The organism is Streptomyces sp. JJ66, from assembly GCF_019303495.1.
GTDB lineage: Bacteria > Actinomycetota > Actinomycetes > Streptomycetales > Streptomycetaceae > Streptomyces.
Genome location: NZ_JAEVFI010000016.1, coordinates 36,315 through 50,026, shown reverse-complemented (window position 1 = coordinate 50,026; position 13,712 = coordinate 36,315). Strand labels below are relative to the sequence as shown.

Sequence of the window (13,712 nt, the reverse complement as noted above, 5' to 3'; positions counted from 1 at the left end):
CCGGGGAGGTTGGATATGGACCCTTCGCGTAGGGGTGTGCTGGGGGCCGGGCTGTTTTCTGTCGCGCTCACCATTCCGGAGTGGCAGCACGTGGTGGGTCGAGTGGAGGCGGTCCAGTCCGGCCGGCGTGACGACCGGATGCGGAACATGCGGGCGCTCATCCGGCCGCACCTCGCCCACCCCGACGCCCGCGCCCTCTACGAGCGGTCCCGCACGCTCCACGACACGCGGCGGGTCTGACGCCGGTCGCGCCCCGGGAGAGCGAGAACGCGGCAGCTATGCCCGATATCGGGCAGAAAATTTGCTAAAGGCTTCCGTGCCCCCCAGTATCGGTCCGTGCTCGAACGGCGAAACGGGAACCACGACGAGCTCGTGGAGCACCTGACCCGCACCACCGGGCTCCCGCGCGGGGAGGCCGCGCGGGTGGTGCTCGACGTGCTCGCGTACTTCGACGAGACCGCCGAGGAGTTCGTGCGGCGCCGCCACCGGGAGTTGCAGGCGGCGGGGCTGCGGAACCCGGCGATCTTCGAGCGCATCCAGGCGGAGCTGCCGCACCGGGCGGTCGCGCCGCCACAGCTCACGCTGCGGCAGTTGCGCCGGATCGTGTACGGCTGAGGACGGCTCGACGGACGAGCTCGACGGAACGAGACGGTACGAGGGAGAAGCGCGTATGTGCGGGATCGTGGGTTACATCGGCAAGCGGGACGCCGCGCCCCTGCTGCTGGAGGGGTTGCAGCGGCTGGAGTACCGGGGGTACGACTCGGCGGGCATCGCGATCCACAGCAGCGGCACCGGCAAGAGCGCGGGGCTGAAGACGGCCAAGGCCAAGGGGCGCGTGCGGGAGCTGGAGGGGCGCCTGCCCAAGCGGTTCGCCGGGACGACGGGGATCGCGCACACCCGCTGGGCCACCCACGGCGCCCCCAGCGACGAGAACGCCCACCCGCACGCGGACGCCGACGGCAAGGTGGCCGTCGTCCACAACGGCATCGTGGACAACGCAGCCGAGCTGCGCGCCAAGCTGACGGCCGACGGCGTCACCTTCGTCTCGGAGACCGACACCGAGGTGATCGCCCACCTCGTGGGCCGGGCGCAGGGCGAGACGCTGGAGGAGAAGGTCCGCGAGGCGCTGGCGGTCATCGAGGGCACCTACGGCATCGCCGTCCTGCACGCCGACTTCCCTGACCGCATCGTGGTCGCCCGCAACGGCTCCCCGGTGCTGCTGGGCATCGGCGAGCACGAGATGCTCGTCGCCTCCGACGTCGCGGCGCTGGTCTCGCACACCCGCCAGGTCGTCACGCTGGACGACGGTGAGATGGCCACGCTCAAGGCCGACGACTACCGCACCTACACCACCGAGGGCTCGCGCACCGCCGCCGCTCCGGAGACGGTGGAGTGGGCCGCCGAGTCCTACGACATGGGCGCCCACGACACCTACATGCACAAGGAGATCGCCGAGCAGGCCGACGCCGTGGACCGGGTGCTGCGCGGCCGGATCGAGGACCGGTTCGCCACCGTCCGCCTGGGCGGCCTGAACATGGACGCCCGGGAGGCCCGCGCGGTGCGCCGGGTGAAGATCCTCGGCTGCGGTTCCGCCTACCACGCGGGCCTGATCGGCGCGCAGCTCATCGAGGAGCTGGCCCGTATCCCGGCCGACGCCGAGCCCGCCAGCGAGTTCCGGTACCGCAACGCCGTGGTGGACCCGGACACGCTGTACATCGCCGTCAGCCAGTCCGGCGAGACCTACGACACGCTGGCCGCCGTGCAGGAGCTGAAGCGCAAGGGCGCGCGGGTGCTGGGCGTCGTCAATGTCGTCGGGTCCGCGATCGCCCGGGAGACGGACGGCGGCGTGTACGTGCACGCCGGTCCGGAGGTCTGCGTCGTCTCCACCAAGTGCTTCACCAACACCGCCGTCGCGTTCGCGCTGCTCGCGCTGCACCTGGGCCGCATCCGCGACCTGTCCGTCGCCGACGGCAAGCGGGTGATCGAGGGCCTGCGCAAGCTGCCCGCGCAGATCGACGCGATCATGGCCGCCGAGGAGCACATCGCCCAGCTCGCCGCCGAGTACGCGCAGGCGAAGTCGATGATGTTCGTCGGCCGGGTGCGTGGCTACCCCGTCGCGCTGGAGGCGTCCTTGAAGCTCAAGGAGATCTCCTACATCCACGCCGAGGCGTACCCGGCCTCCGAGCTGAAGCACGGTCCGCTCGCGCTGATCGAGCCCGCCGTGCCCACGGTGGCGATCGTCCCCGACGACGACCTGCTGGAGAAGAACCGCGCGACGCTGGAGGAGATCAAGGCCCGCAGCGGCCGTATCCTCGCCGTCGCGCACCGCGAGCAGGAGAAGGCGGACCACACGATCGTCGTCCCCCGCAACGAGCCGGAGCTGGACCCGATCCTCATGGGCATCCCGCTGCAAATCCTCGCCTACCACACGGCCCTGGCCCTCGGCCGCGACATCGACAAGCCCCGCAACCTGGCCAAGTCCGTCACGGTGGAGTGACCTCTCCGGCACGAGAACCCTGTGTGACGCGCCGGGCGGCCGGTAACGGCGGCCCGGCGGTCGGCGTACGTCAGGGACTTCCTCACGCAGAGCCGACGTAGCCCCGCGCGGTCAGGGGTTCGGTGGCGTCCAGCCGCAAGGCCGGGCCGTCGTCCAGTTCCAGGACGACGGCCCGGCCACCGGAGGCGTCCGGCTCGCTCCGCACCGTCCGGACCGTCTTCCACCGGCTCCACACCCGCACGCTGTGCCCTGGCGCGACCGTGGCCGCCTCGACGTTCACGGTCGCGGTGGCGGGCGCATGGTCCGGTGTCGTCAGCTCCGCCCAGACCGTCTTCCCGATTCCGCCCGCGCGTCCTTCCACGCCCCAGCGGTGAGCGAGGGCTTCCACGAGCAGCAGCCCTCGCCCGCATGTCTCGTGGTCGCCCGGTGCGCGCACGTGCGGCATGCCTGCTCCGGCGTCGCTCACTTCGAGCCGCAGGAGGGTGCCGCTGTCCGAGCAGGTGATATGTACGCCCACCTGCCGGTCATGCGGCGCCTGCGCCCGCAGCGCGTTCGTCACTAGCTCGGAGAGCACCAGCTCTCCCGTCTCGCCGACACTCTGGGCGACTCCCCAGTCGGTGAGCGCACCGCGCAGCAGCGCCCGCGCCCGGGGCACGCTGCTGCGACGGCGGGTGAGGCGGAAGGTGACTTCGGATGGGCTGGAGTGCTGCGCCATAACGGCCCCCTGGGGGTGGTTACAGGTCGGATGGAGCCCCCGTTGCTCAGCGGGCGTCCGGCACCCGCTGCGTAACAGCGTGACGGGTTACAAGACACTGGCGCAACGTTGAATGCATACTTGGTTGTTGGATTCACCCGATCGGGTAATCTCAAGACGTCTGCACTTGGTGCCTGATAGGGAGTGGCGTATGCCGAACGTCAAGCCATCCACCGTGCTGGGTCGCCAACTTGGCGACGAACTTCGCCGCTACCGGGAGAACGCGGGCCTCTCCACCGCCGACGCTGCCGAGGTCCTGGACTGCACCAAGGGCAAGATCAGCAGAGTTGAGAACGGCCACGTGCCCGTACGCGCGCCGGACTTGATCGCCCTCATGCAGGCGTACGGGGTGGAGGACAGCGAAGTGCGTGAACGTCTGGGCGCGCTGGCCCGCCGCGCCAACCGGCGGCGCCGCGAAGGCTGGTGGCACCAGTACGGCTCCGTACTTGGCGACACCTATCGGGATTACATCGAGATGGAAGCCATCTCCGACTCCATCAAGACGTTCCAGGCGCAGCTGATCCCTGGCCTCCTCCAGACGCCCGAGTACGGCCGGGCCGTGACAGTCGCCTCACGGGCCTGGAAGACCCCGGAGGAGATCGAGCAGTTCGTACAGGTACGGGTCGCACGGCAGGAGCGTCTGGCTGGTGAGCCACCCTTGGAGCTCTGGGCCGTACTTGCCGAAGGCGTCCTCCGCCAGCAGGTGGGAGGACCGGCCGTCATGCATGACCAGCTTGTGCACATGGCGACCATGGCCGAGCGGTCCAACATCACGGTGCAGGTGCTGCCGTTCTCGCGAGGGGCGCACTCGGGTATGTTCGGCCCGTACCTGCTGCTGAGCTTTCCACAGGTGTCGGCGCTTGACCTCGTGCTGACGGAGACACCGACCGGCAACATCTGGATGGAGCGGGAGTCGGAAGTGGCTCGCTACCGAGAGCTTTTCGACGACGCTCGCACCTCGGCGCTGCCGCCAACGGAATCGCTCGCGCTAATCCGCCGCATCGCCAAGGAGCACAGACCATGATCGAGCCCCGCCACCGCCCGCTAGACCTCGCCGACGCTAGGTGGCGCGTCAGCAGCTACAGCGGCGGCCAGGGAGAGTGCGTCGAGGTCGCCGATGGTGTTCCCGGCGTGGTTCCTGTCCGCGACAGCAAGCGGCCGGACGGCCCGGTGATCGGGTTCGGGTACGAGGCGTGGAGCGCCTTCCTGGACCAGTGGGGCTGAGTCCACAGATGGCCCCAAAATAGCCCTGTCGGCCAGCACCGGCAGAAGAGAGAGGCGGCTCCCGGCGCGTGCCACCATACGCGCCGGGAGCCGCCTCGCGGTCGGCGTCGCCCATTACGCCGACCGAAGCTGCTGCCGGGGCCGTCACCTCCCCGGCGGCAGCACGTTGTACTGCTGTATGCCCCTCACAAGCGCACAATCCACTTCCTACGGGCGAGTAGTTTGCGGGCGGTTCGCCGGGCGCGCTCACTCGGCGGGAGGTGCCGAAGGGCCGGTTCGTCAGCGTGCGTCACGCGTGGTCAGGGGATGACGATGACCGGGCGCTGGGCGCGGCGGGTCAGCCGGCCGGCGACGGAGCCGAAGACGCGGCCGACGAGGCCGTGGGTGGAGCCGACCACGATGGCGTCCGCCTCGTACTCGCGGCCGACCTCCTCCAGTTCGTGGCAGATGTCGCCACCGCGCTCCACGAGAACCCACGGCACGTCGGACAGGTAGTCCGCGCAGGCCAGCTCCAGGCCCAGCACCTCGCTGCGGTGGTCGGGGACGTCAACGAAGACAGGCGGCTCGCAGCCCGCCCACACCGTCGTGGGAAGCCGGTTGGCGACGTGCACGATGATCAGACCGCTGCCGGAGCGGTGGGCCATGCCGATGCCGTAGGCGAGCGCCCGCTCGCTGGAGAGGGAGCCGTCGAACCCGACCACCACGCCGTGCTGGAAGGCCGGGTCGCGGGAGTGGCGCGCGGGGGAGCCTGCCGCCTCCGGCGTGCGGGGGAACGGGTCCGGTGCCGCCGCTTCGGGCATCGCCGGGGAGCCGGCGACCGGCTTGCGGTCCGCGGGTTCAGGGATCTGGTGTCCGGCCATGATCGTCTCGCCGAAGGAGTCCTCTGGAGTGAGGAAGGTGAACGGTGTGTGGTTGCGGGCTCAATAAACGACCGGGAAATACCTTTCCCGTCCCCCTACGCCCAGGGTACGGCCCTACACGCGCCGTGCCCAGAGCGGACGGGGCGGACCCGCCCGGTGGTTGACGCCGAAGCATGCCCCAGCACGCGGCGCGACGCAATGCCGTCTCGGTGGCGGTGGGCGTGTCCCGCCCAGGGCGTGCCGCTCCCGGCCTGCGCCGTCGTGCTCCCGTGCGCCCCCGGTGCGGCACAGAGCGGTGGCTGGTACCGGCGTGTCGGCGCTCCGAGGCTGTGACCTGCTGGGAGTCGAAACGTTATGCAGGGTTTAGCCGCGCACCGAACGTCCCACGCACCGTGCGCCCCGTCTGCCGTCGGCAGGTTCCCCAAACGCGTCCGTCGCAGACCTCGCGGCACGTACGCTGCCGGGGTATGAGTCTTACGTATGACGGGTGCTCTTTTCGGCCAAGTTGTCGCCGTGGTAGATACCTTGGCAGTGCCGTCCACGGCGGCCGATCCGAGCAGGCCGGAAAGGAGTGCGCCCCGCCCGCACCCCCTACGCGCCCGGGAAAGGGGACTGCGCGCCACCTGGCGCGCCATCGACGGATGCGACGCTTCGTGATCGAATGGTTTACGCCACGTTGTGTTGTCGACAAAGCACTGAGTGATGAACTTGTCACCGCAACCGCGTACGACCCAGTAGATTCGATCTTGCTAACCACGGCGGGGGAACCGTGCAACACCGAGAGGAAAGCGACCACTGAGGGGGGCTTGACACATGAGCCAGGACCCATCGCACGGCCCCGCGACCGTCCGGAAACTGACCGCCCGGAGACGTCGCGAGATCGTAGCGGTGTTGCTGTTCGGCGGCGGACCGATATTCGAGAGCTCCATCCCGCTCTCGGTCTTCGGCGTTGACCGGCAGGAGGCGGGCGTACCCAGGTATCGCCTGCTGGTGTGCGCCGGGGAAGAAGGCCCGCTGCGCACGACGGGCGGTCTGGAGCTGACCGCCCCCTATGGCCTTGACGCCATCGCCCGGGCCGGGACGGTCGTCGTCCCCGCCTGGCGCTCCATCACCCAGCCGCCGCCCGCGGCCGCTCTGGAGGCGCTGCGCCGCGCCCACCAGGAGGGCGCGCGGATCATGGGGCTGTGTACCGGGGCGTTCGTCCTCGCCGCCGCCGGGCTGCTCGACGGCCGCCCGGCGACGACACACTGGATGTACGCGCCCACACTCGCCAAGCGCTACCCGGCCGTTCACGTCGATCCGCGCGAACTCTTCATCGACGACGACGACATCCTCACCTCCGCCGGAACAGCCGCCGGGATAGACCTGTGCCTGCACGTGGTGCGGGCCGACCACGGGGCGGAGGCGGCGGGCGCGCTGGCCCGGCGTCTGGTGGTGCCACCACGCCGGGGCAACGCCGCCGACCTAGGCCAACTCCACCGGCTGGACAGGGCTTTACCAGAAGAGCTCGGGGGCGACCCGCTGGCCGACGTCGTCGCCTGGGCGCTGGAGCACCTGCACGAGCAGTTCGACGTGGAGGCGCTGGCGGCCCGCGCCTACATGAGCAGGCGCACCTTCGACCGGCGGTTCCGCGCGCTCACCGGGAGCGCGCCGCTGCAGTGGCTGATCACCCAGCGGGTGCTCCAGGCACAGCGGCTGCTGGAGACGTCCGAGTGCTCGGTGGACGAGGTCGCCGCCCGCTGCGGCTTCCGCTCGCCCGTGGCCCTGCGCGGCCACTTCCGGCGTCAGCTCGGCACCTCCCCGGCGACGTACCGCGCGGCCTACCGGGCGCGCCGTCCCGGCCCCGGCGACGGGGCGGACGCGGCACACGGGGCCGAGGCCACCGCACCGGCGTTCCGGCTGCCGCACCGGCCGCCCGAGCCGCGTCGGGAGCCGCGTCCCGAGCCACGCGGGGAGCCGCGTGCCGCGCCGCGTCCCGCCGGGCGCGCGGAGGCGCGGCCCACGGCGGACGAGGAGGCACCGGAGGAGGAGCACTGGCCGGACGCCGCCGGGCTGGGCCTGGTCGCTGCGGCGGCCGGTGATTCCGGCCCCCGGTGCCCGGAGGCGTACGCGGCCAGAGTGCCAGGTCAGCGGGGCCGCGCCAGGCCCTGAGACGTCCCAGGGCGGCAGCGCGTAGGGTGCTCGCATGAACGATCGGATGGTGTGGATCGACTGCGAGATGACCGGCCTCTCGCTGACCGGGGACGCGCTCATCGAGGTGGCCGCGCTGGTGACCGACGGTGAGCTCAACGTCCTCGGCGAGGGGGTGGACGTCGTCATCCGCCCGCCCGCCGGGGCGCTGGTCACCATGCCCGAGGTGGTGCGCGACATGCACACCGCCTCGGGTCTGCTGGACGCACTGGACACGGGCACGACGCTGGCCGATGCGCAGGCGCGGGTGCTGGCCTACGTGCGGGAGTACGTCCCCGAGCCGGGACGGGCCCCGCTGTGCGGCAACTCCATCGCCACCGACCGTGGTTTCCTGAGCCGCGACATGCCCGAACTCGACGCCCACCTCCACTACCGGATGGTGGACGTCTCCTCGGTGAAGGAGCTGGCCCGGCGCTGGTACCCGAAGGCGTACTTCAACAGCCCGGAGAAGGGCGGGACGCACCGGGCGCTGACCGATATCCGGGAGTCGATCGCGGAGCTGCGGTACTACCGCGAAGCGGTGTTCGTTCCGGCGCCCGGACCCGACTCGGACGCGGCGAAGGCGATCGCGGCCCGGCACGCCCTGCGCCCGGACTGAGCCCCACTCCGGTCCCCGGCCGGTGAAGGGGAAACGTGGGCGCGAGCACCGGTGGCGAGCCTGTACACTCATATCGGCCGGTGCGCGGGAAACCGCGCGGACCGGCCGTGGTGGGCGTAGCTCAGCTGGTAGAGCACCTGGTTGTGGTCCAGGATGTCGCGGGTTCAAGTCCCGTCGTTCACCCTCGCAGGCCGAAGGCCCCGTTCGCAGACGCGGACGGGGCCTTCGGTGCTTTCCGGCACCCGGGGGCTCTGGACATGCGGGGAGACGCCTGGGTAACTTCGACTGAGCAAGCGCTTGGCCAGGGAAATCAGGAGGACGCTCCATGCGTCGCACGGTGTTCAACAAGGACCATGAGGCGTTCCGCCAGACCATCCGCGACTTCATCGCCGCCGAGGTCGTGCCGTACTACGGCGAGTGGGAGCAAGCGGGCTACGTCCCGCGCGAGTTCTACCAGAAGCTCGGCGAGCTGGGGATCTTCGGTATCGAGGTGCCCGAGGAGTACGGCGGCGCGGGCGAGAGCGGCTACAAGTTCAGCGCCGTGATCAGCGAGGAGTGTGCCCGCGCGGGGGTCACCTTCGGTGGTTCCAACGTGCACACCGCGCTGTGCCTGCCCTACCTGCTCAAGTACGGCACCAAGGAGCAGCTGCGGCGCTGGATGCCCGGGTTCGTCTCCGGCGAGATGATGACCGCCATCGCCATGACCGAGCCCGGCACCGGCTCCGACCTGGCCGGGATGAAGACGACGGCCAAGCTGTCCCAGGACGGCACGCACTACGTGCTCAACGGCGCGAAGACGTTCATCACCGGCGGCGTCCAGGCCGACCGCGTGCTGGTGTGCGCCCGCACCGCGCCGCCCACCGCCGAGGACCGGCGCGGCGGTATCTCCATCCTCGTGGTGGACGCCCGCAGTGAGGGCTACGAGGTCGGCCGCACGCTGGACAAGCTGGGGCTCAAGTCCTCCGACACCGCCGAGCTGTCCTTCACCGACGTCAAGGTGCCCGTGGAGGACCTGCTCGGCGAGGAGGGCAAGGGCTTCACCTACCTCACGCACAACCTGCCGCAGGAGCGGCTGGGCATCGTGGTCGGCGCCTACGCGCAGGCCGCCGCCGCCGTGCGGTTCGCGCAGGAGTACGTCACCGACCGCACCGTGTTCGGCAAGTCCGTCGCCTCGTTCCAGAACACCAAGTTCGTCCTGGCCGACTGCCAGGCCGACGTCGATGCCATGCAGGCCGTCTGCGACCGGGCGCTGGACGCGCACGACGCCGGTGAGCTGACCGCCGCCGACGCCGCGTCCGCCAAGCTGTTCACCACCGAGCTGGCCGCCAAGGTCATCGACCGCTGCCTCCAGCTGCACGGCGGCTACGGCTACATGCGGGAGTACCCGATCGCGCGGCTGTATGCCGACACCCGCGTCACCCGCATCTACGGCGGCACCAGCGAGGTGATGCGCTCCATCATCGCCAAGTCGATGGGGCTGTGAACGGCGGTAGGCCGGTGGCGTCCGGGACCCGGGAGGGCGACGTCCGCGTGCCGCGCCGCACCTGAGGCGCGGCGCGGGCGGCTCCGGTGCGGTGCGGGCGGCTCCGCCTGGCGCCTGGCCAGAGCCGCGTGGCGCCGGGTGGCTCAGGCGGTGAGTCCGGCGGCGGCGAGCAGGTACGCCGTCATCGGCTCGTAGAAGCGCGGGTTCACCACGTGGTCGTCCAGCGGGACGGTGACCGTGAGGGTGCCCTCGGCCTCGGCGAGGAAGAGCGCGGGGTCGTTGGAGTCGGCGAAGCCGATCGTGTCCAGGCCGTGCTGCCCGGCGCACCCCGCCCAGCCGTGGTCGGCGAACACCAGGTCCGGCAGCGGCTCGCCGTGCTGGGGCAGCGCGTCCAGGATGGCCCGCATCGGCTCGGGGGAGTGGGTGTGCCACAGGGTCGCGCCGCGCTCGTGCATCGCGACGTCGGCGAGCTGCACCACCACGCCCTGGTCGGCCACCAGGCCCAGCGGCACCCGCACGATGGGGCACCCGGCCGCGCGCAGCGCCCCGGCGACCGCCCGGTGCACGTCCAGCAGGCCGCCGGGGTGGCCGGTGGCCAGCAGCACCCGCTCCCCGGCGTCGGCGGCCTTGCGCAGCCGTACCGCGGCCCGCTCCAGGGCGTCGAGCGTCAGGTCCGGGTCGATGGTGTCCTGGCCCGCGCGGTGGCCCGGGTCGTCCACGACGCCCGCGCGTTCGGCCATGACCGCGAGTACGTCCTGCTCGTCGCTCCACCGCTCGCCCAGCTCCAGGCCGAACCAGTAGTGGCGATCCCCGTTGGCCAGCGCCCGGTAGTGCGCGAGGTTGTTCTCCCGGGGAGTGGCGACCTCCCCGGCGATCCGGGTGTGCCGCAGGTGGGCGAACAGCTCGGCGCGGGTGGGCACGGCGGCGGGCCGTTGCGCCGGCGGGAAGGGCGGTGGCTCCATGGGTGCGGGCATGCCGCCATTGTCGCGTGTGCGGTCGGCTCCCTGGACCAAGTGTCCAAAAGACGGCCCCCGGCCGCTCAGAAACGTCCATGTCCCGGTCGGGTCCGGGCCGCCTAGCCTCCCCGGTATGAGTGAGACGAGCCCCCACCCCACCGCCCGTCCCGTCGGTCCCGTCGATTCCTCCCGGGTACCCCGGTACGCCGGACCGGCGACCTTCGCCCGCCTGCCCCGGCTGGACGAGGTCGGCGGCGCTGACGTCGCGGTCGTCGGCGTCCCCTTCGACTCGGGCGTCTCCTACCGCCCCGGCGCCCGCTTCGGCGGCAACGCCATCCGGGAGGCGTCGCGGCTGCTGCGTCCCTACAACCCGGCGCAGGACGCGTCGCCGTTCGCCCTCGCGCAGGTCGCCGACGCCGGTGACATCGCGGTGAACCCGTTCAACATCAACGAGGCCGTCGAGACGGTGCAGGCCGCCGCCGACGAGATCCTCGACACCGGCGCCCGCATGATGACGCTCGGCGGCGACCACACCATCGCCCTGCCGCTGCTGCGCTCGATGGCCCGCAAGCACGGCCCCGTCGCGCTGCTGCACTTCGACGCGCACCTGGACACCTGGGACACCTACTTCGGCGCCGAGTACACCCACGGCACCCCGTTCCGCCGCGCGGTGGAGGAGGGCATTCTCGACACCTCCGCCCTCTCCCACGTCGGTACGCGCGGGCCGCTGTACGGCAAGAAGGACCTGGACGACGACGAGAAGATGGGCTTCGGCATCGTCACCTCCGCCGACGTCATGCGGCGCGGCGTGGACGAGGTCACCGACCAGCTGCGCCAGCGCATCGGCGACCGGCCGCTGTACATCTCCATCGACATCGACGTGCTCGACCCCGCGCACGCACCGGGTACCGGCACCCCGGAGGCCGGCGGCATCACCTCGCGCGAGCTGCTGGAGATCCTGCGCGGCCTGTCCGGCTGCCACCTGGTCTCCGCCGACCTGGTGGAGGTCGCCCCGGCGTACGACCACGCGGAGATCACCTCCGTCGCGGCGTCGCACACGGCGTACGAGCTGACGACGATCATGTCCCGCCAGATCGCGGCGTCCGCGTCGGCGGGGGAGTAACCGACCCCACGCGGGCCGGGCCTGCGGCCGGGCGGTCTTCCCTGCTGCCGTCGGCCGCAGGCCCGGACGCAGGGGCGGGTGTGGGTGGGGACACGCGGGCGGGGAAAGCGGGGAAAGAGGAACGGCCCCGGAGAGTCAGGCCTCTCTCCAGGGCCGTTCACGCGGGGCGTCGCGCTGGTGGCACAAGCGAGCCAGCACCCCCCACAGGGCCAGCACCGCCGCCGAGCGTCTTTCGACACCCCGTCCCGCGGGATTGCGTGAGGAAGTCTGTCGGGAATCTCCGCGGTTCGCACCCCGACCGAACAGAATCAGTAACGTTGCGTGTTAAATCAGTGGCAGGAAGTAATACGCTTACGCGTCAGTAACCGGCCGGTTACACGCGCCCCACCAGCGATGTTGCGGTGGTGACTGTGCGCGCTGCCCAGTTTTCCGTGTCAACGGGGACTTCCGAGCCGTCCGGAACATGGCCGAAAACCATCGCTCAACGCGCCGAAAGAGCGGTCTCCCAGTGCGCCGTGCACAGGTGCGCGGCGGTTACCGCTGTGTGGCATCGGCAACAGTTTCGTACCTGTAGCCGCTCCGGCCCTCTACCGTCAGCTCCACAGCAGGCCAGGGAGAGGATGACGTGATGGGCAACGAGTCGCTGTACGACGAGGTCACGCGGCGCAACCCCGGCGAGCCGGAGTTCCACCAGGCCGTGAAGGAGGTCCTGGAGACGCTCGACCCCGTGCTCGCGGCCCGGCCGGAACTGGCCGAGGCCCGGATCGTGGAACGGCTCTGCGAGCCCGAGCGGCAGGTCATCTTCCGCGTGCCGTGGCAGGACGACGCCGGACGGGTCCAGGTCAACCGCGGCTTCCGCGTCGAATACAACAGCGCTCTTGGCCCCTACAAGGGCGGCCTGCGCTTCCACCCCTCCGTCAACCTCGGCATCGTCAAGTTCCTCGGCTTCGAGCAGATCTTCAAGAACGCGCTGACGGGGCTCGGCATCGGCGGCGGCAAGGGCGGCAGCGACTTCGACCCGCGCGGCCGCTCCGACGCCGAGGTGATGCGCTTCTGCCAGTCGTTCATGACCGAGCTGCACCGCCACCTCGGCGAGTACACCGACGTACCGGCCGGGGACATAGGCGTCGGCGCCCGGGAGCTCGGCTACCTGTTCGGCCAGTACCGGCGCATCACCAACCGCTGGGAGGCCGGGGTGCTGACCGGCAAGTCGCCGCAGTGGGGCGGCTCACTGGCGCGCAAGGAGGCCACCGGCTACGGCGCCGTGCTGTTCGCGGCCGAGATGCTCCGCGCGCGCGGCGGGGACGGCGGGGCCGACGGGGATATGGACGGGCAGCAGGTCGCCGTCTCCGGGTCAGGCAACGTCGCCCTCTATGCCGCCGAGAAGGCCCAGGCACTCGGCGCCAACGTGCTCACCTGCTCCGACTCCAGCGGCTACGTGGTGGACGACAAGGGCATCGACGTCGAACTGCTCCGGCAGGTCAAGGAGGTCGAGCGCGGCCGGGTCAGCGACTACGCCGAGCGGCGTGGCTCCTCGGCCCGCTACGTCTGTGGCGGCAGCGTCTGGGACGTTCCCGCTGATGTCGCCCTACCGTGCGCCACGCAGAACGAGCTGGACGCCGACGCCGCCCGCGCGCTGGTGCGCAACGGGGTCAAGGCCGTCGCCGAGGGCGCCAACATGCCCACCACGCCCCAGGCCGTGCGGGTGTTCACCGAGGCGGGGGTGGCCTTCGGCCCGGGCAAGGCGGCGAACGCGGGCGGGGTGGCCACCAGCGCGCTGGAGATGAGCCAGAACGCGGCCCGGGAGCGGTGGACGCACCCGCAGGTCGAACAGCGGCTCGCGGACATCATGCGCGACATCCACGCCACCTGCTACGAGACCGCCGAGCGGTACGGCGCGCCCGGTGACTACGTACTCGGCGCGAACATCGCCGGCTTCGAGCGGGTGGCCGACGCGATGCTCGCGCAGGGCGTGATCTGAAGGCGTGATCTGAAGACGCGGGCTGGGCGTGCCGGGCGGGCGGTGG

General features: G+C 71.1%; 12 protein-coding genes, 1 tRNA gene and 1 pseudogene. 11 read left to right on the top strand and 3 right to left on the bottom strand.

What is annotated here, in order from left to right; translation table 11 throughout:
* Positions 1-15 precede the first annotated feature (15 nt).
* The 3 genes and pseudogenes from JJV70_RS13500 to glmS form a co-directional block, all read left to right on the top strand.
* Positions 16-126 (top strand): annotated as a pseudogene (locus JJV70_RS13500) (transcriptional regulator); the annotation flags it as partial.
* Positions 127-336: 210 nt separating this feature from the next.
* Positions 337-615, top strand: a complete 279-nt coding sequence (locus JJV70_RS13495) for a hypothetical protein (RefSeq protein WP_219048129.1) — start codon at positions 337-339, stop codon at positions 613-615.
* Positions 616-670: 55 nt separating this feature from the next.
* Positions 671-2,497: a glutamine--fructose-6-phosphate transaminase (isomerizing) gene (gene glmS / locus JJV70_RS13490; protein ID WP_219048128.1), complete on the top strand. Its 1,827-nt coding sequence runs from the start codon at positions 671-673 to the stop codon at positions 2,495-2,497.
* An 82-nt stretch (positions 2,498-2,579) separates the two neighbouring features.
* On the opposite strand, the gene JJV70_RS13485 is transcribed toward glmS, so the two are convergent.
* The gene (locus JJV70_RS13485; protein ID WP_219048127.1) at positions 2,580-3,212 is read right to left on the bottom strand and encodes an ATP-binding protein; all 633 of its coding nucleotides are present in this window, start codon (positions 3,210-3,212) and stop codon (positions 2,580-2,582) included.
* 190 nt (positions 3,213-3,402) lie between these two features.
* Between JJV70_RS13485 and JJV70_RS13480 the strand changes: the two genes are divergently transcribed.
* Positions 3,403-4,275, top strand: coding sequence for a helix-turn-helix transcriptional regulator (locus JJV70_RS13480; RefSeq protein WP_219048126.1), 873 nt, complete (start codon positions 3,403-3,405; stop codon positions 4,273-4,275).
* A complete protein-coding gene (locus JJV70_RS13475; protein WP_219048125.1) occupies positions 4,272-4,475 on the top strand; it encodes a DUF397 domain-containing protein in 204 nt (67 codons plus the stop codon). The genes JJV70_RS13480 and JJV70_RS13475 overlap by 4 nt, the downstream gene beginning before the upstream one ends.
* A gap of 299 nt (positions 4,476-4,774) precedes the next feature.
* On the opposite strand, the gene JJV70_RS13470 is transcribed toward JJV70_RS13475, so the two are convergent.
* On the bottom strand, positions 4,775-5,335 hold the full coding sequence (locus JJV70_RS13470; RefSeq protein WP_219048124.1) for a universal stress protein: 561 nt from the start codon (positions 5,333-5,335) through the stop codon (positions 4,775-4,777).
* A gap of 813 nt (positions 5,336-6,148) precedes the next feature.
* Here JJV70_RS13470 and JJV70_RS13465 point away from each other — a divergent pair.
* The 4 genes from JJV70_RS13465 to JJV70_RS13450 all read left to right on the top strand — a co-directional run bounded on the left by JJV70_RS13465 (position 6,149) and on the right by JJV70_RS13450 (position 9,606).
* Positions 6,149-7,486, top strand: a complete 1,338-nt coding sequence (locus tag JJV70_RS13465) for a helix-turn-helix domain-containing protein (RefSeq protein ID WP_219048123.1) — start codon at positions 6,149-6,151, stop codon at positions 7,484-7,486.
* A gap of 34 nt (positions 7,487-7,520) precedes the next feature.
* On the top strand, positions 7,521-8,123 hold the full coding sequence (gene orn / locus JJV70_RS13460; RefSeq protein ID WP_219048122.1) for an oligoribonuclease: 603 nt from the start codon (positions 7,521-7,523) through the stop codon (positions 8,121-8,123).
* A 110-nt stretch (positions 8,124-8,233) separates the two neighbouring features.
* Positions 8,234-8,306: transfer RNA gene (locus JJV70_RS13455), tRNA-His, on the top strand.
* 142 nt (positions 8,307-8,448) lie between these two features.
* Positions 8,449-9,606 carry an acyl-CoA dehydrogenase family protein gene (locus JJV70_RS13450; protein WP_219048121.1) on the top strand — a complete coding sequence of 386 codons (1,158 nt, stop codon included), beginning with the start codon at positions 8,449-8,451 and terminating at the stop codon, positions 9,604-9,606.
* Between the two features lie 143 nt (positions 9,607-9,749).
* Here JJV70_RS13450 and JJV70_RS13445 read toward each other — a convergent pair whose 3' ends face one another.
* A complete protein-coding gene (locus JJV70_RS13445) occupies positions 9,750-10,580 on the bottom strand; it encodes a phosphatase (RefSeq protein WP_257573908.1) in 831 nt (276 codons plus the stop codon).
* 115 nt (positions 10,581-10,695) lie between these two features.
* Here JJV70_RS13445 and speB point away from each other — a divergent pair, with 115 nt between their 5' ends.
* Both speB and gdhA read left to right on the top strand, forming a co-directional pair.
* Complete coding sequence (gene speB / locus JJV70_RS13440) at positions 10,696-11,685, top strand: agmatinase (protein ID WP_219048120.1); 990 nt, start codon at positions 10,696-10,698, stop codon at positions 11,683-11,685.
* Between the two features lie 628 nt (positions 11,686-12,313).
* On the top strand, positions 12,314-13,666 hold the full coding sequence (gdhA, locus tag JJV70_RS13435; RefSeq protein WP_219048119.1) for an NADP-specific glutamate dehydrogenase: 1,353 nt from the start codon (positions 12,314-12,316) through the stop codon (positions 13,664-13,666).
* Positions 13,667-13,712 lie beyond the last annotated feature (46 nt).